General features: G+C 46.0%; 21 protein-coding genes. 16 read left to right on the top strand and 5 right to left on the bottom strand.

Translation table 11 applies throughout. From position 1 onward, the window contains the following. Positions 1–119: 119 nt before the first annotated feature. The 4 genes from KIT90_RS00240 to KIT90_RS00225 all read right to left on the bottom strand — a co-directional run bounded on the left by KIT90_RS00240 (position 120) and on the right by KIT90_RS00225 (position 6,021). A complete protein-coding gene (locus KIT90_RS00240) occupies positions 120–2,045 on the bottom strand; it encodes a TonB-dependent receptor domain-containing protein (protein ID WP_285374380.1) in 1,926 nt (641 codons plus the stop codon). Positions 2,046–2,153: 108 nt separating this feature from the next. Then, entirely contained in the window at positions 2,154–3,494 is a 1,341-nt protein-coding gene (locus tag KIT90_RS00235; protein WP_285374378.1) for a sensor histidine kinase, read from the bottom strand. Beyond that, on the bottom strand, positions 3,491–4,249 hold the full coding sequence (locus KIT90_RS00230; protein WP_285374377.1) for a response regulator transcription factor: 759 nt from the start codon (positions 4,247–4,249) through the stop codon (positions 3,491–3,493). The genes KIT90_RS00235 and KIT90_RS00230 overlap by 4 nt, the downstream gene beginning before the upstream one ends. A gap of 206 nt (positions 4,250–4,455) precedes the next feature. Beyond that, complete coding sequence (locus tag KIT90_RS00225; RefSeq protein ID WP_005437756.1) at positions 4,456–6,021, bottom strand: arylsulfatase; 1,566 nt, start codon at positions 6,019–6,021, stop codon at positions 4,456–4,458. Between the two features lie 345 nt (positions 6,022–6,366). On the opposite strand from KIT90_RS00225, the gene KIT90_RS00220 reads away from it, so the two are divergent. The 3 genes from KIT90_RS00220 to KIT90_RS00210 all read left to right on the top strand — a co-directional run bounded on the left by KIT90_RS00220 (position 6,367) and on the right by KIT90_RS00210 (position 12,236). Further along, positions 6,367–7,914, top strand: a complete 1,548-nt coding sequence (locus KIT90_RS00220; RefSeq protein ID WP_009704161.1) for an arylsulfatase — start codon at positions 6,367–6,369, stop codon at positions 7,912–7,914. A 277-nt stretch (positions 7,915–8,191) separates the two neighbouring features. Next, a complete protein-coding gene (locus tag KIT90_RS00215) occupies positions 8,192–9,739 on the top strand; it encodes an arylsulfatase (protein WP_122070712.1) in 1,548 nt (515 codons plus the stop codon). Between the two features lie 142 nt (positions 9,740–9,881). Continuing rightward, complete coding sequence (locus tag KIT90_RS00210) at positions 9,882–12,236, top strand: tetratricopeptide repeat protein (protein ID WP_285374375.1); 2,355 nt, start codon at positions 9,882–9,884, stop codon at positions 12,234–12,236. On the opposite strand, the gene KIT90_RS00205 is transcribed toward KIT90_RS00210, so the two are convergent. Beyond that, positions 12,223–13,080, bottom strand: coding sequence for a LysR family transcriptional regulator (locus KIT90_RS00205; protein ID WP_285374374.1), 858 nt, complete (start codon positions 13,078–13,080; stop codon positions 12,223–12,225). The genes KIT90_RS00210 and KIT90_RS00205 overlap by 14 nt on opposite strands. Before the next feature lie 139 nt (positions 13,081–13,219). Between KIT90_RS00205 and KIT90_RS00200 the strand changes: the two genes are divergently transcribed. The 13 genes from KIT90_RS00200 (at position 13,220) to KIT90_RS00140 (ending at position 25,981) form a co-directional block, all read left to right on the top strand. Next, complete coding sequence (locus tag KIT90_RS00200) at positions 13,220–14,737, top strand: arylsulfatase (protein ID WP_045414723.1); 1,518 nt, start codon at positions 13,220–13,222, stop codon at positions 14,735–14,737. Between the two features lie 95 nt (positions 14,738–14,832). After that, a complete protein-coding gene (locus tag KIT90_RS00195; protein ID WP_285374371.1) occupies positions 14,833–16,149 on the top strand; it encodes an anaerobic sulfatase maturase in 1,317 nt (438 codons plus the stop codon). 65 nt (positions 16,150–16,214) lie between these two features. Next, positions 16,215–17,198, top strand: coding sequence for a MoxR family ATPase (locus tag KIT90_RS00190; RefSeq protein WP_020196641.1), 984 nt, complete (start codon positions 16,215–16,217; stop codon positions 17,196–17,198). 12 nt (positions 17,199–17,210) lie between these two features. Next, positions 17,211–18,173: a DUF58 domain-containing protein gene (locus KIT90_RS00185; RefSeq protein WP_285374369.1), complete on the top strand. Its 963-nt coding sequence runs from the start codon at positions 17,211–17,213 to the stop codon at positions 18,171–18,173. Further along, a complete protein-coding gene (locus KIT90_RS00180) occupies positions 18,174–18,725 on the top strand; it encodes a DUF4381 domain-containing protein (RefSeq protein ID WP_285374367.1) in 552 nt (183 codons plus the stop codon). It begins immediately after the preceding gene. Next, the gene (locus KIT90_RS00175) at positions 18,718–19,809 is read left to right on the top strand and encodes a VWA domain-containing protein (RefSeq protein WP_039989357.1); all 1,092 of its coding nucleotides are present in this window, start codon (positions 18,718–18,720) and stop codon (positions 19,807–19,809) included. Before KIT90_RS00180 ends, KIT90_RS00175 begins: the two co-directional genes overlap by 8 nt. After that, positions 19,802–21,553 carry a VWA domain-containing protein gene (locus tag KIT90_RS00170; RefSeq protein WP_285374366.1) on the top strand — a complete coding sequence of 584 codons (1,752 nt, stop codon included), beginning with the start codon at positions 19,802–19,804 and terminating at the stop codon, positions 21,551–21,553. Before KIT90_RS00175 ends, KIT90_RS00170 begins: the two co-directional genes overlap by 8 nt. Beyond that, complete coding sequence (locus KIT90_RS00165; protein ID WP_285374365.1) at positions 21,550–22,857, top strand: BatD family protein; 1,308 nt, start codon at positions 21,550–21,552, stop codon at positions 22,855–22,857. The genes KIT90_RS00170 and KIT90_RS00165 overlap by 4 nt, the downstream gene beginning before the upstream one ends. Before the next feature lie 606 nt (positions 22,858–23,463). Then, on the top strand, positions 23,464–23,862 hold the full coding sequence (locus KIT90_RS00160; protein ID WP_005431832.1) for an ATP synthase subunit I: 399 nt from the start codon (positions 23,464–23,466) through the stop codon (positions 23,860–23,862). Next, complete coding sequence (gene atpB / locus KIT90_RS00155; protein ID WP_005533315.1) at positions 23,863–24,630, top strand: F0F1 ATP synthase subunit A; 768 nt, start codon at positions 23,863–23,865, stop codon at positions 24,628–24,630. A gap of 49 nt (positions 24,631–24,679) precedes the next feature. Next, on the top strand, positions 24,680–24,916 hold the full coding sequence (gene atpE, locus KIT90_RS00150; protein WP_004727739.1) for a F0F1 ATP synthase subunit C: 237 nt from the start codon (positions 24,680–24,682) through the stop codon (positions 24,914–24,916). Between the two features lie 43 nt (positions 24,917–24,959). Continuing rightward, positions 24,960–25,430: a F0F1 ATP synthase subunit B gene (locus KIT90_RS00145; RefSeq protein WP_005431830.1), complete on the top strand. Its 471-nt coding sequence runs from the start codon at positions 24,960–24,962 to the stop codon at positions 25,428–25,430. Between the two features lie 8 nt (positions 25,431–25,438). Further along, entirely contained in the window at positions 25,439–25,981 is a 543-nt protein-coding gene (locus KIT90_RS00140) for a F0F1 ATP synthase subunit delta (protein ID WP_005431763.1), read from the top strand. The last annotated feature ends 1 nt before the right edge of the window (position 25,982 follow it).

Genomic DNA, 25,982 nt, shown 5'->3' with positions numbered 1-25,982 from the left:
GAGTAAATTGAATTTGCGTTAATTAAAGCAAAATAAGTCGCCAAATACCAAAAATCGGAGCAAATTGCTCCGATTTCCGGGTTGTTATTGTTAGGTCAATGCCAAAGTAAGAGACAAACCTAGAACGCGTAAGTCACGTTAAAGCGGAAGTCTCGCCCCGGGCTTGCGTAGCCTTGGGCAACAGGGCTACCGATGTATGCCATGTACGACGCATGGTCAAAGTAGTATTTGTCGAATACGTTCTTAACTGACAAGGTTAGAGATAACTCTTCGCCAGCAATTGGCATCCAATATGCGTAAACATCGTGTACGCCGTAGCCTGGCTTTTCTGGATGAACGCTTGGATCAGCCACGTCGGTTAAACGTTCAACAAATCGAGCATTCCAGCCAAACTCCAGTGTTTCCATCGGCTGATAGATTAGATCAAGCACCCAAGTGTCACCGATAGATGTGCCTAGAGTCAAGTCTTCATCCGAAAGTGGAGTGCCATTGAGTTCTGGGCGTGATTGGTTGTAACTCAAGCGAGCTGACACATCTGAAATCGCATAACCTAGGTAGGCGGTAATGCCTTGGTTATCTAAATCGCCAACATTGGTGTACACGGCCCCTTGATTAGTGACGACATCTTTGATGGTGCTGTCAAAGAAGGTTAAGCCAGCAAAGAATTCGTCATACTGGTAGTTTGCGCCCAGCTCTAGGTTGCGCGCTTCCTCTGGCTTACGGTTTGGATCATTTTCGCGGTAGTCGATGACAAATAACTCTTTGATTTGTTGCCCACGAAACGCTTCCGCATAGCTCGCGAATAGGTTCAAACCTTCAAAGGCGTTGTAATTGATACCAACGTTAGGGCTAAAGCCACTTGAGTCAAAGTCTTGGTCCATGTTATCGGTAAGTTCATACCAATCATAACGAGCACCTGCGGTGAGAATGAGAGCGTCTGTCAGCATCCAATCGTCTTGAACAAACAAACCGTAGACAGTGCCTTTCTCTTCATCATCCTTTTTGCCATCGTAATTGGTCTCAAATTCTGATTTGTCTTTCTTGTAATCTAGGCCGTAAACCAAAGTATGGTCGGTGAGTTTACTGGTATTAAAGATCTTCACGCCCGAGGTTTGAATTGAGCCATCGCTCGTTCCCCAACGTGGGTGATCTTTGTGGGCAAGACGACTGTCCGTGTAGTAGAAGGTCGTATCGAGATTGAATAGATCACTCGCGCTGTACTTGTGGTTTAAGGTGAACGTAGAACGATCCGTCTCTTGGTCTAAAGGTTCGTTTTTGAAACTTGGTTGGAAGTGCGGGCGATTCAAGCGTCGTCCGTCGTCATTACGATAGTCGTAGCTTACTGAGAGGTAGTGTTCGTCATTAAGTTGACCGGATAGCTTAAGGAGGGCCACTTGCTGCTCTAGCGCTGTATAAGGCTGCTCTTCACCTTTGCCATCTTGAATGTTGTCACCATCGATGTAACCGAATGATGCCAACAAACCAAGTTGATCGGCGACTTCACCATAAAGACTTGCCGATACTTTGTAGCCTTCATTGTTGGTGTAGTAGCCACCTTTTAACATCGCACCATAGGTTTGGTCCGCAGCGAGTAGATCGTGTGCATCTTTTGTGGTGAATTTAATTGCGCCACCAAGTGCACCAGGGCCGTCTGTTGCTCGTCCGGCGCCTGCACTCACATCGACTTGCTTAAGCAGTTCTGGCTCGATAGATAATCGACCTTGGTGGTGGAATAGGTTACCGGATTGTTCTGCACCATCGATAGAGACATTCAGCATCGTATCTTCTAGACCTCGAACGTAGATCTTTTGAGAGATCCCTGATGAGCCACCGACACTGACTTCGGCATCCTTTCTGAAAATGTCATTAAGATCTTGAGCTTGGGATTTTGCTAGTTGGTCAGAGTCTATCGAGATATCTACACCTTCCGGTGTGTGACCGGTCACCTCGATAACTTCCATATCATCCTTGGCGTAAGTCGCTTGTGACGCCACTAAAAGCGCGATGGTAAGTGGGCTTAACTTAAATACGGTTGAAGCAGACACCGTAACCTCCATTGTTAATGAGAATTATTATCGAGTGAGATTTTGGTGATTCTTCCACGCTGAGTAAACGACTTTTACAACTGTTACAATCCTTGTTACGCGTGATGCTTAACGTCGTTTAGGCAAGGTAATATCCATCACTAAACCTCGCTCCGGCGCATTGTAGGCAACGATCTTGCCGCCAACGGCTTCAATATGCCTTTTTGCTAATGCCAACCCAACACCAAAGCCCTTACGTGATGCGACTTGATTATTGGCCTTAAAGAAAGGTTTGAAAATTTGTTGATACAAACTTGGGTCGATACCGGGCCCAGAGTCGGTAATGACGATTTGATAATGCTCGCTACTGCTTCGCACCTCAATTCTTAGCGTTTCATTGGGTTGGGTGTAACGTAAACCGTTGCGAATGACGTTTTCTAACGATTGGCTAAGTGCCATTTGGTTGGAATCATTGATAGGTAATGGTTCGTCTTGCTGCAGGAACACGTGCCTATCGGGGTATTCAAATCGTGCATCTTCAACGATGATTTCAACCAGTTCCGCTAAGTCAAATGCTTCCGTTCTGAGGTTTGGTTGTTCGTTTTCAATCCATGCAAGGGTGAGAGTGTCTTCTGCTGTACTGCGCATCTTATGAGTGTCACTCTTAATGCGTTGCAACATTTGCTCGCGCTCAATGTTTTTATCGACGCAGTCTATGGCCATTTCTATACGAGCGAGTGGGGTACGTATCTCATGTGACATGTCGGCGATTAAGTTTCTGTTGTGCTGAATCACATCTGAGGTTCGCTCCGCCATTTTGTCGAAAGTGCGTGCGACTTGGCTTATTTCATCGTTGCCTAATTTCATGGTCTGTCCGATCCGCGCCGAATAATCCCCTTGGCTGAAAGCTTGGCTTGTTCGGTGGAACTGCTGTAATGGACGCATGACGTAACGGTACAAATACACCGTGAGTGCCAATAAAGAGAGAAATGGAATCACAAAACGGAACAACCAAAACGCATGGGACATGTAAGTGCCGGGGCGCATTCGGTCAGGCAGTAGAATCAGAAAATGATACCCAAAAGGAGAAAGTGGCACTTCCATGATTGGATTATCTGGAAAATCGAGGTGGATTTTCCACTCAACACTTCGACCAATGCCGTAGCCTTCCCAAAAGCGCTCATTGAGTGGATTGCCGCCTTTTACGTCTAGGTGTGATTGCAGAACCGTTGCCCAAGTAGACTCATTCGCAGCGAGTTCTTCTAACCAAGTGTCCAAACCTTGCCAATCTTGTTGGTCGATATATGTTTGTGCAGTAGAGCCCCAGTCGAGGATCTGCTGACGATGAGACTTCTTAAGGTAGCTCATCTTTTCATTAGAAAGAATGGCAGCGCTATGAATCAAAGAAAAGAAGATGACCACGCCGAGAGATAAGACGACAAACAGTCGCCAGAACAACATTTTCTTCATTTGAAAATATACCCTTTGCCATGCACGGTCTGGATACGGTCGTTAGACATACCTTCCGCGATTAGGCGTTTGCGCACGCGGCTTAAGTGCATGTCTAAGGCTCGGTCATATTGGCTAAACTGACGCTCTAGGACGGTCTGGTAAAGGAAGGGTTTACTCAGTACTTCTTCACGGTGCTCGATTAAGGTCCACAACAGTTTAAATTGAATAGGTGTTAATTGAATGGGGTCCATCTCAGGGCGATGATGGATTGTTACCGTGTGAGTTTGCTTATCGAGAAGTAACTCTCTTTCACTGAGTTGCGTTGCGGAATTGGGCTGCTTGGTGAGTTGGGTGCGACGTAAAATTGCTTCTATACGTAAACTCACTTCGGTGAAGTTACAGGGTTTGGTGATGTAATCATCCGCTCCGCATTTAAGACCCTGAATTCGATATTCTTCTGCGCCAAATGCAGTCAGCATAACTACGGGTGTTTGTGACTGAGAACGAATGACATTAAGCACTTCGAAACCATCGAGGTTGGGGAGGTTGACATCGAGTATGACCAAATCAAAGTCTTGCTGCTGAAAAACCTTAACGGCTTCATCCCCGCAAAACATCGAGATAACTTGATAGCGTTGCTCTTTAAGCAGTCGGGTGAGTTGAAGGTTGAGATCTGGGTCATCTTCGACCAATAAGATTGAAGGAGCAGGAACGGGTGAACTCGATGACCAGCTTGGCTTTGACTGAACGGGGGCTGACGTTGGGCTAAACATGTTGACATATCACTCATTATCGATAATGCGAACTATTATCAATAATGACTTGGTTAAAATCAACGTGGTGAATGAGAAAGCTATCAGTTATTTATAAAGAGGCTTCAAAGTGCGACTTGTTTAGAAGTTTTGCTTGAGCGGGGAAGGCCGCGACAAAAAGAAAGCCCACCTGAGTCGGTGGGCTTTTTCGGTAGTTGCAAAAGAAACTAGTTCATTTTTTTAACTTCTTGCTGAAGTTGCTCTAGCTGCTTCATCTTGCCTTGCAGGCCAAGAGATTGGTAGCTAATTGACGCTGGGTTCATCATCTGACCTTGCTGCATTGGGTAATCTGGCAGCGTCTTGAAGAATTCACCAAGAACGTCTTGGATAGGTACGAACAACCACATGTTGTCAGCCATCCAGCGCAGGTACATACCTGATTCGTGCGGTGCTTTCTCGAATGGGTCAGCACGTAGGTGGATGATTTGTGGCCAGTTTGGAGAGAAGCGAATCGCGTTAGAGATATCACCTTCAAGAACCGCGAAGTTCAGTTTCCAGTCATTCCAACGTACTGCGTTTAGCTCGCCGTTTGCGGTGAAGTAAAGTAGTGACTCACGAGGGCCTTTCTCTTCTTTACCTTGGAAGTAAGGCATGAAGTTGTAACCGTCGATGTGTACGCGCCAGTCTTTACCGTTTGCTTTGTAGCCTTTTGCTAGCTTCTCTTTCACGTCAGGAACGCCAGCTGCTGCCATTAGTGTTGGTAGCCAGTCTTGGTGCGCCATCATTTCGTTGATCTTAGTACCTGGTTCAATTACGCCAGGCCAACGAACAAGTTGAGGTACACGCATACCGCCTTCCCAAGTGGTACCTTTCTCACCGTGGAATGGTGTTGCACCGCCGTCAGGCCATGTTACTGTTTCTGCACCGTTATCGGTTGAGTAGATAACGATGGTATTATCAGCAACGCCTAGCTCATCAAGTTTGTCTAGTAGAACACCTACTTGGTCATCGTGCTCAAGCATACCGTCAGCGTAGATACTTACGCCTGATTTACCTTGGTATTTCTCTTGTAGACGAGTCCAAACGTGCATACGAGTGGTGTTGTGCCAGATGAAGAATGGCTTGTCTGCTTTCACGGCTTTTTCCATGAACGCCAGTGACGTTTCTAGGAATTCTTCATCCGCGTGCTCCATACGCTTACGCGTCATTGGGCCTGTATCTTCAATCTTACCGTCAGCAAAAGACTTGATTACACCACGAGGGCCGTAGTTTTTACGGAACTCAGGATCTTTCGGGTAGTAGTAAGTTTCTGGTTCTTCTTCAGCATTGAGGTGATAAAGGTTACCGAAGAACTCGTCGAAACCGTGGTTAGTTGGCAAGTGTTGGTCTTGGTCACCTAAGTGGTTCTTACCAAACTGAGCCGTCATGTAGCCTTGACCTTTAAGCAGGTCTGCAATGGTCGGTGCCCAATCAGGGATACCGTGAGTAGAGCCTGGCATACCGATTGTAAGCAAGCCAGTACGGAACGGTTCTTGGCCTGTGATAAATGCTGCACGGCCTGCAGTACAAGATTGCTGACCGTAGTGATCAGTAAATAGTGCACCCTCGTTTGCAATACGGTCGATATTCGGGGTCTCGTAACCCATCATACCTTGGTTGTATGCACTGATGTTCCAGTAACCAACATCATCACCAAAGATCGCTAGGATGTTTGGTTTGTCTGCCGCCACTGCTGCGCTTGAGGTTGCCAGTACGCCGAGACCGACAGCCAGCTTGCTCATTTGGTTAGCCATAAAAACTCCAAATTGGTTGTAAGTTGGAAAAGAAGCTTAGGTACCGCCCATGCTTCGTTGGCTATTAAGTTAATGATGCAATTGAAGAATGTCGCTTTATAGTGTTTATAACCATAAGTTATGTAGAGAAATAACTTGTTGTTTTATCAGTTGATTGTTTCAACCTTAGGATTTGTGGGGAAAACTGAAGCGAGACTCAGGTCACGTTAATCCGCTTTCTAAATAGGGATATAAGACCTTAGTTTTAACCAAAGTATAATTATGCTATTTGATTCGCATTAGTCTGTTTTGTGAGCTATACGTTTGTGTGCAGGATGCACTTTTCTATTACATACAGAGGTTTATATGACAGCGAATTATGGCGTGAAACGCCGATTAGCGATTCTTGCCGCCGCTTTTATCGGCGCGACAAGTAGCAGTATCGCAGCAGAGAAACCGAATATTCTGGTCATTTGGGGCGATGATATCGGTCAATCTAATATCAGTGCGTACACATTTGGCTTAATGGGATACAAAACACCGAACATCGATAGCATTGCAAAAGAAGGCATGATGTTCACTGACTACTATGGTGAACAATCTTGTACTGCAGGCCGTTCTACCTTCATTACCGGACAGACGGTATTGAGAACTGGCTTAAGTAAGGTTGGCCTTCCGGGTGCAGATTTAGGTCTTCAGGCTGAAGATGCAACGATTGCAGAAATGCTTAAACCACTGGGCTATATGACAGGTCAGTTTGGTAAAAACCACCTTGGCGACAAAGACGAACACCTTCCAACCAATCACGGCTTCGACGAATTTTTTGGCAACCTTTACCATTTGAACGCCGAGGAAGAACCTGAGAATGTGGACTACCCGAAAGATCCAGAATTCCGTAAGAAATTCGGTCCTCGCGGTGTTATTAAATCCTTTGCTGACGGCAAAATCGAAGATACCGGTCCTCTAACGCGTAAGCGTATGGAAACGGTAGATGAAGAAACGCTAGATGCGGCACTTGATTTTATGGATCGAGCAGTAAAAGCAGACAAGCCTTTCTTTGTCTGGTGGAACGCAACACGCATGCACTTCCGTACTCACGTGAAAGAAGAAAACTTGGGTAAAACAGGCATCAGTTTTTATGCCGACGGTATGGTTGAACACGATAACCAAGTAGGCGAGCTACTGAAAAAAGTGGATGACTTGGGCATCAAAGACAACACCATCGTATTCTACTCAACCGATAACGGCCCGCACATGAACTCTTGGCCAGATGCGGGTACAACGCCATTCCGTGGTGAGAAGAACACCAACTGGGAAGGTGCGTTCCGTGTTCCTGCAATGGTTCGTTGGCCTGGTAAGATTGAAGCGGGCAGCGTTTCCAACGAAATTATGCACCACATGGACTGGATGCCAACGCTCCTAGCCGCTGCTGGTGATGATCAAATCAAAGAGAAGCTGCTAAAAGGCTACACGGCAGGTGATAAGACATTTAAGAACCATCTTGATGGGTACAACTTCTTGCCTTACCTAACTGGTAAAGAAGAGAAAGGCCCACGTGAAGAGATCTTCTACTTCACTGATGATGGTGATTTGAGTTCACTTCGCTTCCGCAACTGGAAGATTGTATTCCTAGAGCAGCGCGCAAAAGGAACACTACGTATCTGGGCTGAACCGTTTACACCATTACGTGTGCCTAAGATCTTCAACCTACGCATGGACCCATACGAAGTGGCGGACATCACGTCGAATACATACTACGACTGGTTGATTGACCACGCATACATGTTGGTTCCAGCACAGGCTTATGTGGGTAAATTCTTAGCAACGTTCGAAGAATTCCCACCGCGACAAAAAGCAGCAAGTTTCTCACTTGATCAGGTGATGGAGAAGTTGCAGGAAAGTCACAATAAATAAATTGATTGCAAGTAAACGTGGGGCTCTTCGGAGCCTCTTTTTTTTGCCTTGGATTCAGCTTTTGTCATCATCGTTAACCCCATGTTAAACCAAGTGTCATACGGTTTTAGGGTAGAGAATGGTGTCTGGTTACTTTGCTTATATAACTGGACGAAATGTCCAATTCGCTAGGCATTAAGTTTGGGTGAGATTTATATTATGCCTATTGGTCTCATTGGTTCGTGAAATATAAATTTGTTGTGCAGGAGGCACATTACATTACTAAACAGAGGTTTATATGAGAACGAAATACGGTTTGAAACGCCGATTAGCCATTCTTACAACAGCGTTTATTGGGGCGACGAGTAGTAGTTTTGCCGCAGAGAAACCGAACATATTGGTCATTTGGGGCGATGATATTGGCCAATCGAATATCAGTGCTTATACATTTGGATTAATGGGATACAAAACGCCTAACATCGATCGCATTGCCAACGAAGGCATGATGTTTACCGATTACTACGGTGAGCAATCTTGTACCGCAGGTCGCTCGACCTTCATTACTGGACAATCGGTTCTGAGAACAGGTTTGAGTAAAGTTGGTCTTCCGGGGGCTGATTTAGGGCTACAGGCTGAAGACGCAACGATTGCAGAAATGCTCAAGCCCATGGGATATATGACAGGTCAGTTTGGTAAAAACCACTTAGGAGATAAGGACGAGCACCTTCCTACGAACCACGGGTTTGATGAGTTCTTTGGCAACCTTTACCACCTGAATGCCGAGGAAGAACCTGAGAATGTGGATTACCCGAAAGATCCGGAGTTTCGTAAGAAGTTTGGCCCTCGTGGTGTCATTAAGTCTTTCGCTGACGGTAAGATTGAAGATACGGGGCCATTAACGCGTAAGCGCATGGAAACTGTTGATGAAGAAACGTTAGACGCGGCGCTTGATTTTATGGATCGTGCAGTAAAGGCTGAGAAACCGTTTTTCGTTTGGTGGAATGCAACCCGCATGCACTTTCGTACTCACGTCAAAGAGGACAACCTTGGCCGCACTGGCATCAGCTTTTATGCAGACGGGATGGTTGAACATGACAACCACGTAGGTCAACTGTTGAAGAAAGTGGATGATCTAGGTATTACAGACAACACCATCGTATTCTACTCGACCGATAATGGCCCACACATGAACTCGTGGCCTGATGCAGGCACAACGCCTTTCCGTGGGGAGAAGAACACCAACTGGGAAGGGGCATACCGTGTTCCTGCAATGGTTCGTTGGCCGGGTAAGATTGAACCGGGCACTGTTTCTAATGAAATCATGCACCACATGGACTGGATGCCAACACTACTTGCTGCGGCGGGTGATGACCAAATCAAACAAAAACTGTTGAAAGGTCATACTGCAGGGGACAAGACGTTTAAAGTTCACCTTGATGGCTACAACTTCTTGCCGTACTTAACCGGTAAAACAGAACAAGGCCCTCGTGAAGAGATCTTCTACTTCACTGATGACGGTGATTTGAGTTCACTTCGTTACCACAATTGGAAAATCGTGTTCTTAGAGCAACGTGCAAAAGGCACGCTTCGTCTTTGGGCAGAACCATTCACGCCACTGCGAGTACCTAAAATCTTTAACCTACGTATGGACCCATATGAAGTGGCTGATGTGACTTCTAATACATACTATGACTGGGTGATTGACCATGCCTATATGCTGGTTCCTGCGCAAGCCTATGTCGGTAAATTCTTGGCGACGTTTGAAGAATTCCCTCCAAGACAGAAGGCAGCTAGCTTCTCTCTTGATCAAGTAATGGAAAAGCTTCAAGAGAATCACCATCAATAGATTTATTAGTTAACAAAACGAAGGGGCTCAATGAGCCTCTTTGTGATGTCGGCTGGAAGTTTTTCTTACATTTCAGTCATTTTGCTCAAAATCTCAACTATATTTGTTTTTAGAATAAAAAGAATCACACACAAGGACAGTTATGACTCAGTGGGCATGTTGGAAGCAGGCTCTGATCGGCCTAGCAGCGCTCGTCAGTTTTTCTCTGTTTGCACAAGAAACGCTTTCTTCACAAGAACCTCTTGTTGAGCAGCAAGTAGGGACGGACACACCTAAATCAATCGATTCCTCGCAGCTTACCTATGTTGGTAGTGAAGCGTGTATTGATTGCCACAAGAAAGAAACCGAAGCGTGGCAAGGTTCTCATCACGATATGGCGATGCGTCATGCCGATGCGGAATCTGTACTCGGTGACTTTGATGACCACACATTCACATTTGAAGGGAAGCCAAATCGCTTTTATCGAAAAGGGGAAGAGTATTGGGTCAATATCCAAGGTTCTGATGGTGAGTGGCATGATTACAAAATCAGCTACACCTTTGCGTGGGAGCCGCTCCAACAATACATGGTGGAGTTCGAAGACGGACGTGTGCAGTTAATTCCTTTCGCTTGGGATTCGAGAACCAAGCAAGAAGGCGGACAGCGCTGGTTTCATCTTTATCCCGATACCACCCCAAAAAATGAGTTCTACTGGACGAACACGGGTCAGAATTGGAACTTCATGTGCGCCGATTGCCATTCAACCAATCTAGAAAAAAACTACGATGCAACAGCCAATACGTATTCGACGACCTGGTCAGAAATCAATGTCGGTTGCGAAGCATGTCATGGCCCTGCCAGTGAGCACGTAGAGCTTGCCAAACAAGCGGAAAAATCTGGTAATACCATCGCCTCAGCGAACCATTATGGTTTTGACCGAGATTTAGGTATGGCAGTAAAAGAGTGGGTCTACGAAGAAGGGCACAGTACGCTCCAGCCAAAAGAAATCGCGATGACTCATCAAGTTCAAACCTGTGCGCAGTGCCATAGTCGTCGTACACAGTTAAATGAAAGTGCAGACCACGTTAAAGGCTCGTTCCTAGATAAATATCGCCTCAGCTTAATTACACCAGAGCTCTATTATCACGATGGTCAAATCTACGATGAAGATTACGTTTATGGCTCATTTTTACAGTCAGCCATGGCAGAGAAAGGGGTAACCTGTACCAACTGTCATGATCCTCATACCGCAGAGCTAAAAATCCCTGAAGAAGCGGTTTGTGCTCAGTGCCATATTGCATCTGATTACATGCCGGAGAATCACACGTTCCACGAGGCAAATACCGAGGCATCCCAATGCACCACTTGTCACATGCCGGAAACGACCTATATGCAAGTTGACCCGCGTCGTGACCACAGCTGGCATGTGCCACGTCCGGATCTAAGCCAACACATCAATACGCCAAACGTCTGTACATCATGCCATGAAGACGAAACCAACCAGTGGGCGGATCAGAAAATAGGCGAATGGTTCCCGAATTCGAAATACCGTAACCAACAACACTTTGCGGTGGCATTCTACGCCGACTCTATTGGTCATCGTGGTGCGCCTGATGCGTTAGCGTATTCCGCTCAAGACTCATCGTTGAGTGACATTATTCGTGCCTCTGCGTTAGAGCGCATGGGCGGCAATACCGGACAAAACACCCTAGTATCTCTGGCTCGTGCGGTGAAGCATGAAAGTGACATGATTCGTCTAGGGGCTGTTGCTGGTTCTTCTGGTTATGAGTTCAGTGACCGTTGGCAAATCCTCGAACCATTATTGAGCGACCCAGTCTTATCCGTGCGTGCAGAAGCCGCAGGTGCACTGGTTCGCCATTATCCGGAAATGAATCCTCTGCAGCGTGACAAGATCAAACAGCCATTGGAAGACTACATGGCAATCCAACGCTTTAATGCTGACCGAGGCTTTGGGCGAACGAACCTAGCGAATGTCTATCGAGACCTTGGTGACACAGACAAAGCCATTGCGTCTTACCAAAAGGCGATTGAAATTGAACCTTATTTCGAGAACAGCTATGCAAACTTAGCCGATTTGTATCGTGCACAGGGCAACGACAAAAAAGCATTAGAAACCTTGATGGCAGGGATTGAAGCTCAGCCGAAATCGAGTGCTTTGCCATACAGTGCGGGTTTAGCTTGGTTGCGAGTGGGTGACAGTGTGAAGGCCAACCAATACTTAAAACAAGCGGCGGAAACCGCAGAGCGAAACCCACAGTATTGGTATGTTTATGGGCTCGCTCTGGAGAAATCAGACGTGCTTGCGGCCAGTAAAGCGTTGAACACCGCTTACAAAGTGGGAGGCAACCCACAGCACTTGTTTGCGGAATGTGAGGTGCTGGCTAGAAACTACAAAGACGGCTCTGTTGCATTTGCTTTTGAGCAGTGTTTGAAGCAACTAGGAGAGTTTGCGCCAGCTGATGTGATTCAGCGTTTAAGAGCTTCTATAAATCAATAGGAGCAGCATGGGCAAACTCAAGTTGTTGCTTGACCTGTTCCCTTAAGCGCTGATGAGCAGGATTGTGCTCATCGCGCTTGTGATACACAAATTTATAAGGAATATGGTCGATTTCTATCGGGCACTCAAGGACCTGTAACTTGAGTGCCTTACTCCATTTCATCGCAAACGAACGAGAGACGACACCTAAGCAATCTCGCTGTGCTACGTACATTGCCATACCTGCTAACGATGACGTTACGATCTCTACATTTCGCTCCTGAATCGGCTCTTTTGCCAGCTGTTCGAAGCCAGAAGTGTTATTCCATTTACCTGAAAACATACAGTGATTTTCGCGATAAAAATCTTCTCGACTCAACGTTCCTTGGATTCTTGGGTGACTTTGCCGACAGATGATCATTGCAGGTTCATGGTAGGCGTTTTCAATCACGAAAGAGGAGTCTTTGGTGATGATGGTATCAATCACCAAGTCCATTTTTTGCTGACGAATTTGTTCAAACAACAAGTATTTTTCCGGTGGAGACTCGTGGAAAACCACGTTTTCAATCGGATTTAAACTGTGGAGTAAGGTTTCGGAGCAGCAGACTTGAAAAGTGGTTCTTTCTGAAATGGCGTTGTCTACGATGCTCACTGCCTGACGAAACTGCGGCATGAGTTGATACGCGGTTGAAGTAGGTGCAATTCCTCGTCCTTGTTTGACGAAAAGCTGTTTTCCGACCACTTGTTCGAGCCGTTTAATCGAAGCGCTCACCGCAGGTTGCGTAAGGCCTAAATGGTCGGCCGCTTTGGTGTAGGACTGATACTCAGCCACCACCAAAAAAGTTTGAATCAAGTTTAAGTCCATCTTGTTACCTATAAACTAAATTTATATATCAACGTATCTGAACTCTATTTATCCGTCAAATAACAAGTTTTATCTTAATCAAATCTTGGTATCTGATTTTCTATCAAGATTAGCAGCAACAGATTTATGGAGCCCTTTTATGGCAAACCACGATAAAAAACGCGGCAAGAAGCTGGTATTAAACGCTTGTACGCTTGCGATCGGAGCGGCATCAGCGACCGCTTATTCGGCAGAACAACCTAACATCCTCGTTATCTTTGGTGACGATGTCGGTTACTGGAACTTGAGTGCATACAACGGTGGCATGCTGGCTTACAGCACACCAAATATTGATAGCATTGCAAGAGACGGTGCTAAGTTTACGAACTTCTACGCTCAGCAAAGCTCAACCGCAGGTCGCTCTGCGTTCATCACGGGACAAATGCCAAAACGTACCGGCTTGTCTAAGGTTGGTTTGCCAGGAGCGAAAGAAGGGATTTCTGAGAAAGATCCAACTATTGCGACACTGCTACGTGACCTTGGTTACGCAACGGGCCAATTTGGTAAAAACCACCTTGGTGACCGCGATGAACACTTGCCGACCAACCACGGTTTCGACGAGTTCTTTGGCAACCTTTACCACTTAAATGCGGAAGAAGAGCCGGAGAACGTAGACTACCCACAAGATCCTGAATTTAAGAAGAAGTTCGGTCCTCGTGGTGTGATCCATTCTTATGCGGATGGCAAGATTGAAGACACGGGTCCATTAACGCGTAAACGCATGGAAACGGTTGATGACGAGTTCCTAGATGAAGCTGAGAAGTTTATCGAGAAACAAGTCAAAGCCGACAAGCCATTCTTTACGTGGTTTAACACCACGCGCATGCACAACTTCACGCACGTTCCAGACGACTACAAAGGTAAAACAGGCGCAGGTTTCTACGCCGATGGCGTGAAGCAACACGATGATCAAATTGGCCACTTGCTCAATAAGATTAAAGAGCTTGGCGTTGATGACAACACCATCATTGTTTACACCACAGATAACGGCCCAATGATCAACTTGTGGCCTGACGCGGGTATGACGCCATTCCGTAGTGAGAAAAACACCGGTTGGGAAGGTGGCTTCCGCGTTCCTGCAGTAATTAAGTGGCCAGGTCATATCCAAGCGGGCACGACGTTTAACGGCATTGTGTCTTTGGAAGATTTCTTACCAACATTGGTCGCTGCCGCGGGCAACAGCAACGTCAAAGAAGAACTGTTGAAAGGCAAGAAAGTGGGCGATATGAACTACAACGTTCACTTAGACGGTTACAACCAACTGCCATACCTAACGGGTAAAACGGACAAGTCTGCGCGTAACGAGTTCGTTTACTGGAGTGATGACGGCGATTTACTGGCTCTGCGTTACGGTAAGTACAAATACCATTTCATGATCCAAGAAAACGAAACCGGTTTGGATATCTGGAAGAAACCATTTACCAAACTCCGTGTACCACAAATCTATGATTTGAGTATCGACCCATTTGAGCGTGGCGATACTGGTATGGGTTACGACCGTTGGATGTACGAACGTTCATTCTTGATGATGCCTGCGGTTGAAAAAGTAAAAGAGGTCATGGAAACCTTCAAAGAGTACCCGCCGCGTATGGCTCCGGGCTCGTTTGTTCCGAAATAACGTTTTGTCCATAGGTCGATAGACCCTAGTTATTGTCCTTAAATACAGCGCCCAACTTGGGCGCTGACTTTCTTCTGCTTTCGAGATCGTTCTTTATGAAAAAACAAACTCACATTCATACAACTCAAATGGCATTAACTCCCCTCAAAACGGCGTTTGCATCTAACAGTGAAAAAGTTGAACGACGTTTTCACGTGATGGCGAAACCGGGCGGGGCGAAATGCAATATCGATTGTCAGTACTGTTTTTATCTGCATAAAGATGAATTACTCAATCAAGGTACTCAGCCAAAAATGGATGATGCAACACTTGAGGCATTCATAAAGAGCTATATCGAAAGCCAAGACGGTGACGAGATTGTGTTTTCTTGGCAGGGTGGTGAGCCAACACTGTTGGGTTTGGATTACTTCAAGAAGATCGTCGAACTGCAGAACAAATACGCAAAGCCGGGCGTTCGCATCGAAAACGACCTTCAAACCAATGGCCTGTTATTAAACGAGGCTTGGTGTCAGTTTCTGCATGACCATGGTTTTCTGGTTGGTCTATCGATAGATGGCCCTGAATTTATCCACGATAAATACCGCAAAACCCGAAGTGGAAAGCCGACCTTTCAACGCGTCATGCAAGCCGTTGATCTGATGAAGCGTCATAATGTGTCATTCAATGCGTTGGTGACAGTAAACCGCTTTAACGCCAAATATCCGCTCGAAGTGTATCGCTTTCTCACTCAAGAACTCGGTGTCACTTATATCCAATTCACACCTTGTGTTGAACCTCGCTCTTTCACTCAAACTGCTCCTCATTTCTGGAAAGAAAACATGTCGCCAAAACTTGGCAGCGAATTAGCAAGACCGGGGCATTTGATGTCGGTCGTTACGGATTGGTCGGTCGATGCAGAAGAGTGGGGCGAGTTTCTGATTGCTGTATTTGAAGAATGGGTGAACAACGATCTTGGCAGAGTCTTGGTCAACCTTTTCGAAACCGCTGTCGCGCAAGTGATGGGGATGCCTTCGCAGTTGTGTGTTAGCGCAGAGTTCTGCGGCAAAGGTCTAGCGATTGAACACAATGGGGATGTATTTAGCTGTGATCACTACGTTTATCCGGAATACCAACTGGCTAACATTCATGACCGATCTCTGAATGAAATTGCTATCTCGACTCGCCAATACAGCTTTGGCATGGCGAAAAAGTCCTCTTTGCCGCAATACTGCCTTGATTGCCCTTATTTGCAGTATTGCTGGGGAGAATGCCCAAAAAATCGGCTACTTACCGCGCCGAATGGTGAGGCTGGTCTAAACTACTTGTGTCCGGGAATAAAAATGTTCTTTGACCATTCGCTGCCAATTCTGGTTGGCATATCAAGGTTAATAAAGTCTTACAACTCAGGTGAATATAGCGAATATAACCTTTAGTTATTACTTTCAGTCTTATACTCAACTTTTAACGCTCAGGCTCCCGTAAACTCAATAGGTAGACTATGAACCACGCACAACAAGCCATTAATGAATTAATCGAACAAACTGAAAAAAGCGTCATTGGACAAAGCCATGTGGTTCAGGCTTTGGTGATAGGGTTACTGACCAATGGTCACGTACTTTTAGAGGGCTTACCGGGAACGGCAAAAACGCGCTCGGTGAAGTCGCTTGCGAACCTACTTAACACCAGCTTTGGTCGTATTCAGTTTACTCCCGACTTATTACCTTCTGACGTAACAGGTACCGAAGTGTACCAAGAGTTGGATGGTAAGCCTCAGTTGCACTTCCAACCGGGGCCAATCTTCAACAGCATTGTGTTGGCGGATGAAGTGAACCGTGCGCCAGCAAAAGTACAAGCTGCACTGCTAGAAGCGATGGCAGAAGGTACGATTACGGTGGGTGATAAGACGCACGTCTTGCCTGAGTTGTTTATGGTGCTTGCAACGCAAAACCCAGTTGAACAAGAGGGTACTTACCCATTGCCAGAAGCGCAGATGGACCGCTTCATTATGAAAGTGACCGTCGACTACCCAGAAGATGAAGCAGAGCGTGACATTATTCGCTTGGTGCGCAGCGAAGAGTTGGGTTCAGAAATCAGTAGCGAATTAGTGACGCCACAACACATTGAACCAGAGCTCGTTATTGAAGCGCGACGCCAATTACCAAACATTACTGTTTCCGATTTAGTCGAGAACTACATTGTGGCGCTAGTCATGGCGACACGTAAACCAGAGCGTTACGCCGATTCCCAGCTACAAAAATGGATTGAAATCGGCTCAAGTCCTCGCGCTTCAATTGCGTTAGACAAATGTGCGCGCGCTTATGCGTGGCTACAAGGGCGTGACCATGTAACGCCTGATGATGTGCGTGCAATGGTGCCTTCGGTACTGGGACATCGCTTCTCACTCTCTTACGATGCACTTGCCGATGGTGTTGATCATCAACGTGTAGTGCAAGAGTTGCTTGATTGTGTAGAAATCGGATAAGCGGGAGGGACTATGGCAAAGCCAACGCTTGCTCCTCAATCCCAAGGGCTCGACCCTCGCTTGTATTGCGATTACTCACGATTGGTGCGTTTACAAGCGCAAGCCGAATCCTTCAGCTTACTGCCTCACTTAAAAGCGGGCAGTGTGCTTTCTGGTCGTCATAACTCATTGTTCCGCGGACGTGGTTTGAACTTTGAAGAACTGCGTCACTACCAACTAGGGGACGACATCCGAAACCTCGATTGGAAAGTCACCATGCGTACAGGCAAGCCTCATGTGCGCAGTTACACCGAAGAAAAAGATCGTAATGTGATTGTTTGTGTAGATCAGCGCAGTGCGATGTTTTTCGCCTCTACCGAGGTCATGAAATCTGTGGTTGCTGCTGAAGTGGCGGCTATGTGTGGTTGGCGAGTATTGAAAGACGGTGACCGAGTCGGGTTTGTTATCGCCTCTGATTCTGCTCTACATCACAGTAAAGCTCAGCGTTCCCAAAACGATTTGCTCGCTCAATTGAAACGACTCTCTCAGGCCAACCAGCGCTTAAATGTGGACTCGTTAGATTCAGACAAAGTGACGTTCAGTAAATGGATTGAGCTCATCAAACGGATGAAGCTAAAGCAATCCACGCTGATTTTCATCAGTGATTGGCGAGATTGCGAAGAGCACCATCTTGATCACCTTAAGCAGCTTCAACAGCACAACGATGTTCTCGCGGTGATGGTAAGCGATCCTTTAGAGCAGTCGCTTCCTCAAGATTTGGCAAAAGTGAAATGGGTGATTGGTGATGGTCGTTACCAGCTCAACCTAGACAGTAAAGCCAAAGTCGATGCCGCCAGCGCCAGTTTGGTTGAGAAAGCCCAGTTACAACGTCAATCACTGGCACAACTCATGGCAATCAAAAAGCTGCCTCATATCGAAATCGATACAACAGGTGATCACATTACTCAATTCCAAAAACTCGTTGGAGGCCGATAAATGACAGACTTACACACGCCTCCAAGCACGTATATTCTGCGTGAGCTGCATGACGTCGCGGTGCCAGAAAGCGTAAGCTGGGTGCCGCAAACCATAGGTTGGAAGATCCTTGCAATTGTCGGTGCGATTGTACTCATGTATGTCGGCTACCGACTGGCACACCATTGGTGGGATAACCGTTACCGTAAAGAAGCTATTGAAGCGATTTCTCGTTTAACACCAGATGACGCCAGCATGCCGAAAGCGCTGTTCTCGATTCTGAAAATCGTCTTGATTCACCTTGATAGCTCTCATGCTCGCTTATTTGATACTGCGTTCCTGCGCAAGTTAGATGAGCTTAATCCAGAGCATAAAGTGTTTGATGACGAAGTCTCTAAGCGATGGCTGCAAAGTATCGTTGACCCATGTGTTGAACTGGAAAAAACAGAGCGTTTACAACTTCTTGAACGCGCAACTGAGTGGGTGAAAGAGCACGATGAGAACGCTCACAACATTGAAAAGCGCACGCTTGCCTACAAAGCGCGTGCATTAAAAGGAGGTCGCCATGGGTGATCTTCTTGCTTCATGGCTTGGCATGAGCAGTTTTGAATTTGAGCATCCGCTTTGGTTCATCATCCTGCCGCTGCCTTTAGTGGTGTATTTCCTCGTCCCAGCTTACCGCACCAAACAAATGGCCATCAAAGTGCCGTTCTTTAGTCAGCTTGTGGACGCCATTGGTGAAACGCCGTCAGAAGGCGCAAGCCAACTCACTCCTAGCTGGTGGCAGCGCGCAACGCTCATCATCTCTTGGCTTTTGGTCGTGACCGCAATGGCAAAGCCAACAGTGCTTGGCGAGCCACAGGTGCGTGAAAGCTTAGGCCGAGATGTTATGGTCGTCGTCGATTTGTCTGGCTCAATGGCAGAGCAAGACTTCACATCCAAAACCGGTGAAAAGATCTCTCGTCTTGATGCAGCTAAAGAAGTTTTGAGTGACTTTGCCAAAACGCGCAAAGGCGACCGCTTAGGTCTGATCTTGTTTGGCGATGCGGCATTTGTGCAAACCCCATTCACACCAGACCAAAAAGTATGGTTAGAGCTGCTTAACCAAACGGATGTGGCGATGGCTGGGCAAAGCACTCACTTAGGTGATGCAATTGGCTTGGCGATTAAGGTGTTTGAGCAAAGCGAAAAGTCGCGTACCGACGTAGAAGAGAGTAAAGAGAAAGTCGCCATTGTTCTAACGGATGGTAATGACACGGGAAGCTTCGTTGAGCCGATTGATGCGGCGAAAGTCGCGAAAGCCAAAGATGTACGTATCCACGTGATTGCAATGGGTGACCCACAAACCGTGGGTGAAACTGCACTAGATATGAATACGATCAAACGTATTGCCAAAGAGTCCGGTGGTGAGGCTTTTGAAGCACTCAACCGTGACGAACTTGCTAAAGCCTATGATGAGATTGGTAAGTTAGAGCCACAGCTTTATGAAAGTACAACTTACCGTCCTAAGCAAAGTTTGCATCATTACTTAATGGCTTTGGTGGTTGCGATGTATTTAACCGCGTTCTCGTTGGCGACATTTAAGCGTCGTCGACTATCAGTGAACAGTGAAGCTTCTGCACAATCAGACAACGTAAAAGGAGAGCACCATGTTTGATTCTCCTTTCTCTAGCATGGGGCTAGAACAGTTTGTCACACAGTTCCATTTCATTCGTCCAATGTGGCTATTGGCGTTCATCCCGATGTTTCTTTTGCTTTGGTTAAGATGGCGAGAAGAATCCAAACCAAGCTGGAAAGACATTCTTCCTGAACATTTACGTAAAGCCTTAACGATTGGCGACTATGGTTGGCGAAAACAACTGCCGCTCAAGCTACTTATGGTGATAGTAGCGATTGCCATCATCATCTGTGCCGGACCTTCTTGGGAGCGCCAAGCTTCACCGTTTGGCGAAGACAAAGCCTCCATGCTGGTGGTGTTAGATAACAACGATTCAATGTTGCAAAAAGATCTTCCGCCAAGCCGTTTGGAACGCTCAAAGCAAAAGATCCGTGACCTATTGGCAGCTCGAAAAGGTGGCAGTACTGGGTTGGTTGTCTATGCGGGTTCTGCTCATGTCGCGATGCCTGTAACGCAGGACAGCAAAGTATTCGAACCGTTTCTAGCGGCGATAACGCCAGAAATCATGCCAGTGGAAGGTAAACTTGCTGAAACGGCGTTACCTTTGATTGACCAACAATTACAAGGCCAACCGGGTTCTACGGTTCTGTTGGTTACAGATGGCGTGAACCCTGCAACCATTACCGCTTACAAAAACTACTTTGCAGACAAGCCTTATCAATTGCTTATCTTGGCAGCGGGTAACTCGGACATTGTTTCTAACAACCCGGTCGATTTGGACTCGTTAAATAATCTTGCCAGCGCGACAGGTGGACGCCTTGTTGAAGTGACGGTAGATAACAGCGACATTGAGAAGCTGAATCGTTTTGTTGAGCGAAACATGCAACTCAATGGCGAATCATCCATGCCTTGGAAAGACATGGGCTATCAACTGTTGTTCCCAATTGCTCTCATTATGATGCTTTGGTTCCGCAAAGGCTGGCTAGTGCAATGGTGTGTGGTGGCGATGGTATCAACGTCCCTATTTATGACGCCAAAAGCAATGGCGGAAACAGTCTCGCTCAAAGCGGATAAGCCTGAAGTGGTGCAAGAGGTAACCGTCTGGGATAAAGCGTCTCAATGGTGGTGGGATTTATGGCTCACCCCAAATCAACAAGGGCAACGTTTGTTCAACAAAAACGAATACCTTGAGGCAGCAAAGCACTTTACGGATCCGTTGCGTAAAGGGACGGCTTATTACTACGCAGGCGAATACAAACTGGCTCATACCGCTTTCTTGGAGATGCAAAACGAACCGTCAGATGCGGTAAAAGACTATGGCTTGTACAACGCTGCGAGTGCGTTGGCACGTCAACGTGAGTACTTGGCCGCGCGTAATTTGTTGCAAACACTGGTAGACAAAGACACCTTGAGTGAGCAATTGCGACCAGATGTTGAGCACAACCTAAAAGTCATTGGTGGCATTGTCGAAGAAATTAATCGCACCAGTGAAAGCCAAGCAGGGACAACAGACGGACCCGAAGAGTCGTTTGAACTGGGTGACAACCCGCAAACGGCAGATGGGGCGGACGAAAAAACCGCGGCTGAATTAATGCTGAAAGAGAAACTCAATGCGAACGAAATCCTTGGCAGCCAAGAATTGGCGGATAAGTGGTTAAAACGCGTAGAGGCCGATCCTAAGTACTTCTTGCGCGCTAAATTCCAAATTCAACTGCGTGAGCCCGTGAAAACAGAACCGCAGCCACAACCGCAACCACAACAAGAAGAGGAGCAAGCACAATGATGAATGCAATCAAACTTGGCGCTGACTCCGTGGTTGGGCGTTTAAGTACCATCTTGATGATGTTTACTTTGTTTTTTACTGGCTTGGCGAACGCACAAGATATTCAAGACTTGCAGCGCAGCAATGACGTAGAGTTATTAGCGTGGGTTGGCAAGCAGGGAGCAGGGGCCGATACGAAGGAAGCCCCTAAGTTCAGTGTGAATGAGCAGGTGATCTTGTACATCGAAGTTGCAACGCCTCGTTGGTTCACCGGTGGTACACGCATTGGCAGCGTAGAAATCCCCAACGTGATTGCAAAGCAGCGTAACCAATTGGCAACCAACTATACCGAACGTAAAGGGGGGCAAACGTGGTCTCGTCAGCGCTGGGAAATAACTTTGTATCCACAAGCCTCAGGGCAGTTTGTGATTCCACCTGTCGCCGTTGGTGTGCAAGTCTCTGCGCCTGATGGTTCGAAAGTGGCTGGTACGCTTTATACGCAGCCAATTAAGTTCGAAGCGTCTATGCCTTCTGGGTTGCTCAGTGATGAATCTGCATGGTTTACCGCGACTAAGGTGAGTGTGGATCAGAAATGGACAACGTCTAACGATGAGCTGAAAGTCGGTGATGCAATCACTCGCACCATAACGATCAATGCACAAGACAGTTTGTCAGTATTGCTTCCAGACTTGTTATCCAATGATTCTACTGCCAGTTATCAAGCGTATCCTCAACCAAACCGCTTAGACGATAAGCAAACGCGTGGCGATTACCATTCGAGTCGAATAGAAGAAAGCGTGTATGTGATCCAACAGGGCGGTGAGTTCACCTTGCCTGAACACAAGTTCCAATGGTGGAATAGCAAGAGTAAAGCGCTGGAAACGGTGGTGATTGAGGGTAAGACCTTCAAAGCCAAGCATACATTTAAATCCTTTGTTAGAGCTTATTCTGGCTGGTTGATTGGCAGCGCAGTGACGCTATTTGTTCTCGTTATCGCCGCCTTGAGCATTCACCGTTATTATCGTTCTCGTCCTACGCCGCCATGGTTGGTATTCAGACGAATGGTGAAAGCGAATCGATGGGGCGCTGCTCGAGCAAGCTTGTATAAGCAGCTGAGAAGCAACACAGGTGGTCTTGAAATGAGTAAAGCCAGTGACACTGACGTTTGGCAGAAGCGTTCACAGCGCCTACAAGAGGGGCAGGAGGATGCAAGCTTGATGAATGCGCTTTGGAAAGGGATACAAGCGCTGAAGCCAAAACGCCTCAAGTGGGCGATACCAAAGGCTTTGCCGCAACTCGATAAGCAGACAAGTAAAAAGAAATAAAAACGAAAAAGGACGCTGATTCAGCGTCCTTTTTTTATTCTTTTTAATCGCAATAAGTAAATGGGATGTCTATTTTGACGTGCTACAACTGACGTAAAGAAATAATATATTTTAAATATATTTAATTCTTATCTTTTAAGGTTCTATTTAAAAGATATTTCATTGCGATATTAAACAGGTTTATTAATTGGTTATATATTTACAACTGCTATATTTGAAAATATATAACCTAAAATCATTTTAATTCCTTTCTGATGGAGTGTCACTTCCATGTGACAAGCTTTTCGTCTTAACCCTGATAAAGACGGCTTAATCAATGTATATTTCATTTTTGGTTTGTTCAAATAAAATAACACTTCAAAAATGGAATGATAATTTGCAAGTTTTTCGATTTAGATTATTAAAATTATCGGTGTATATTTCTGGGGAAGCGGAAATACGGAGTGATTCCGTTTTGATTTTTAAATATGTGAATAATAATTATCAGATTAAATTTAATTCTGTGTATTAAATTTATCTTAATATAATCCGTCGTCACTAGGCAGCTTTATTTTGTGAAGTTTAATTATCAGAAGTTTAATTCGAAATTATTTTAAAGGGTGATTTATGGAAGCTAATATTCACGACGATCCAATATTGGTGGCAGGCAAGAGGATTCTGATTGCTCAAGCAACTTTGGGTCTGGTATTCATCGCGTATGAGTACATGCGAAGCGGCTCTCTCAGTGCTGAGTCAGCGATTACTGGGGTGCTTATCGCGATTCTTCCATCTCTGTTCGGCATGGTATTCGCGTCCATTAAATCTAGGGTGAAACCAGAAGAGAGTTTGCGTGACCTCATGCATCTGAGTCGAAATATCAAAGTCATTTACACCATTGTGATGTTTGTTTTGACGTTTCGATTTATGGCTCTTCGCAACATCGTGGTCCTGATAGGCTTTTGTGTGACGATGTTTGGTCACTTCTTAACGCCGCTGTTCAGAGACCGCTTCGAAAGGAAGGCATAAATGGAGACTGTCCAGTCCGCTCATGAATATATTGAGCACCACCTGACCTTTCTCACCGCCGGCGACGGTTGGTTTGGAATTAACCTTGATTCCATGATCATGGTCTGGCTGACGGGGCTCGTTTTCATCCTTTCATTCCGTTATGCGGTGACGAAAGGAACGAAAGGAGTACCAGGACGATTCCAGTGTTTGATCGAGATAATATTTGAGTTCGTCGATGACATCGTAAAAGAAATATTTCAAGCCAAGGACAAGTTAATTGGTCCTTTAGCACTGACAATATTTGTTTGGGTGTTATTAATGAATGCCGTGGATTTGTTACCGATTGATTTAATTCCTGCACTTACTCGTGCTGTAGGCGTTGAACACTTCCGTGACTTACCATCTGCCGACGTCAATATTACGATGTCGATGGCATTAGGCGTATTTATTTTGGTGTTAGGTTATACGTTTAAAAACAAAGGCGTGAAAGGTTTTATTAAAGAGTTAACTACTCAACCATTTTCACATCCGCTGTTATATCCAGTGAACTTAGTTCTTGAATTGGTAACGTTAATTTCTAAACCAATATCTTTAGGTCTTCGATTGTTTGGCAATATGTATGCAGGTGAAATGATCTTCATTCTAATTGCATTAATGCCGTGGTGGATGCAATGGGCACTAAGTGTTCCTTGGGCACTGTTCCACATTCTTATTGTTGTTCTTCAAGCATTTATTTTTATGGTACTGACCGTGGTTTATCTCGGCATGGCTGTTGAAGAGCATTAATTTCAAAAATCTTGTTTCTTAATTAAAAAATTCAATTCTAGGAGTTGTTATGGATATCGTTAGCGCAGTTCTTTACGTGGCGGGTGCACTACTGATCGGTCTTGGTGCAGCGGGTGCCGCAGCAGGTATCGGTAACCTTGCAGGTAAATACCTTGAAGGTGTGGCTCGTCAACCTGATTTGACCCCAATGCTTCGTACTCAGTTCTTCATCATGATGGGTCTTGTGGACGCGGTGCCAATGATCGGTGTTGGTATCGGCTTGTACATCATCTTCGCTGTAGCGTAATTCGAATTAATAATTTTCATAACGTTATAGAAGAGAGGGTGCTATGAACTTAAATGCCTCAATGTTTGGTCAGGCGATCTCCTTCGTGATTTTCGTTTGGCTGTGCATGAAATATGTCTGGCCACCACTTGTAAAACTGCTTGATGAGCGTCGTGCTGAAATTGCCCAAGGTCTTGAGCAAACAGAAAAAGCAGCACAAGAGTTAGAACTGGCAAAAGCGAATGGTGAAGCGCTACTGACAGAAGCTCGCTCAAAAGCTCAAGCCATCATCAACCAAGGTAAGCAACGTCAAGAACAGATGGTTGCGGAAGCGGTTGATCTGGCAAATCAAGAGAAAGCGCGCATTGTCGCAGAAGGCAAAGCAGAAGTGGAAAGCGAACGCAGCAAAGTTCGCCAAGAGCTGAAAGATGAAATGGCGGATCTGGTGATTGAAAGTGCCAGCAAGCTGATTAATCGCAATCTGGATAGCTCGGCTAACCGCGACTTGGTGAACCGCTTCATCAACGAAATGTAGGAGGGCACATGTCCGAATTGACAGTGGTAGCTCAACCCTACGCAAAAGCGGCGTTTGATTACGCACGCGACGCAGAATGCTTGGACGATTGGCAACAAATGTTTGCGATTACCCAAGTGGTCTTGGAACAACCTAACACGCTTCTGGTCTTGAATGACCTTGATGAAGACGGTTCTGAACAACCATTGTTGGATCTGATTCTTCATGCTGGTGGTGAATGGTTGAATCAAAACTTCGAGAATTTTCTTCGCATTATGGAAGAGAACAAGCGTCTAAAAGCGCTCAGTGAAGTAAACGTTCAGTTCCAAGAGATGAAAGCGGATTACGAACGAACCATGACAGTAACAGTGCGTGTTTCAGAACCTCTGGATGAGGAACAGATGGCAAGGCTTAAACAAGCGTTAACCGAAAAATACGGTAAAGCCATCACACTAGAAACACAACTGGATCCATCCCTTGTAGGTGGTGTGGTGATCACAGCAGGGCAGACCGTGTATGACGGCAGTGTCCTCACCAACCTAAGCCGATTGGCGACCAACCTACATGTGTAAC

Origin of the sequence: Vibrio sp. B172a, from assembly GCF_030248355.1 — a bacterium.
In the GTDB taxonomy this organism is placed as follows: Bacteria; Pseudomonadota; Gammaproteobacteria; order Enterobacterales; family Vibrionaceae; genus Vibrio; species Vibrio owensii.
This window is presented reverse-complemented; position numbering and strand designations above follow the sequence as displayed.

Coding starts and splice junctions, on each gene's coding strand:
- KIT90_RS00170 (WP_285374366.1), top strand. CDS start 19,802: ATGTTTGATTCTCCTTTCTCTAGCATGGGGCTAGAACAGTTTGTCACA.
- KIT90_RS00200 (WP_045414723.1), top strand. CDS start 13,220: ATGGCAAACCACGATAAAAAACGCGGCAAGAAGCTGGTATTAAACGCT.
- KIT90_RS00185 (WP_285374369.1), top strand. CDS start 17,211: ATGGCAAAGCCAACGCTTGCTCCTCAATCCCAAGGGCTCGACCCTCGC.
- KIT90_RS00215 (WP_122070712.1), top strand. CDS start 8,192: ATGAGAACGAAATACGGTTTGAAACGCCGATTAGCCATTCTTACAACA.
- atpE (WP_004727739.1), top strand. CDS start 24,680: ATGGATATCGTTAGCGCAGTTCTTTACGTGGCGGGTGCACTACTGATC.
- KIT90_RS00140 (WP_005431763.1), top strand. CDS start 25,439: ATGTCCGAATTGACAGTGGTAGCTCAACCCTACGCAAAAGCGGCGTTT.
- KIT90_RS00195 (WP_285374371.1), top strand. CDS start 14,833: ATGAAAAAACAAACTCACATTCATACAACTCAAATGGCATTAACTCCC.
- KIT90_RS00145 (WP_005431830.1), top strand. CDS start 24,960: ATGAACTTAAATGCCTCAATGTTTGGTCAGGCGATCTCCTTCGTGATT.
- KIT90_RS00160 (WP_005431832.1), top strand. CDS start 23,464: ATGGAAGCTAATATTCACGACGATCCAATATTGGTGGCAGGCAAGAGG.
- KIT90_RS00180 (WP_285374367.1), top strand. CDS start 18,174: ATGACAGACTTACACACGCCTCCAAGCACGTATATTCTGCGTGAGCTG.
- KIT90_RS00225 (WP_005437756.1), bottom strand. CDS start 6,021: ATGGCTAACCAAATGAGCAAGCTGGCTGTCGGTCTCGGCGTACTGGCA.
- KIT90_RS00210 (WP_285374375.1), top strand. CDS start 9,882: ATGACTCAGTGGGCATGTTGGAAGCAGGCTCTGATCGGCCTAGCAGCG.
- KIT90_RS00235 (WP_285374378.1), bottom strand. CDS start 3,494: ATGAAGAAAATGTTGTTCTGGCGACTGTTTGTCGTCTTATCTCTCGGC.
- KIT90_RS00220 (WP_009704161.1), top strand. CDS start 6,367: ATGACAGCGAATTATGGCGTGAAACGCCGATTAGCGATTCTTGCCGCC.
- KIT90_RS00175 (WP_039989357.1), top strand. CDS start 18,718: ATGGGTGATCTTCTTGCTTCATGGCTTGGCATGAGCAGTTTTGAATTT.
- atpB (WP_005533315.1), top strand. CDS start 23,863: ATGGAGACTGTCCAGTCCGCTCATGAATATATTGAGCACCACCTGACC.
- KIT90_RS00230 (WP_285374377.1), bottom strand. CDS start 4,249: ATGTTTAGCCCAACGTCAGCCCCCGTTCAGTCAAAGCCAAGCTGGTCA.
- KIT90_RS00190 (WP_020196641.1), top strand. CDS start 16,215: ATGAACCACGCACAACAAGCCATTAATGAATTAATCGAACAAACTGAA.
- KIT90_RS00205 (WP_285374374.1), bottom strand. CDS start 13,080: ATGGACTTAAACTTGATTCAAACTTTTTTGGTGGTGGCTGAGTATCAG.
- KIT90_RS00165 (WP_285374365.1), top strand. CDS start 21,550: ATGATGAATGCAATCAAACTTGGCGCTGACTCCGTGGTTGGGCGTTTA.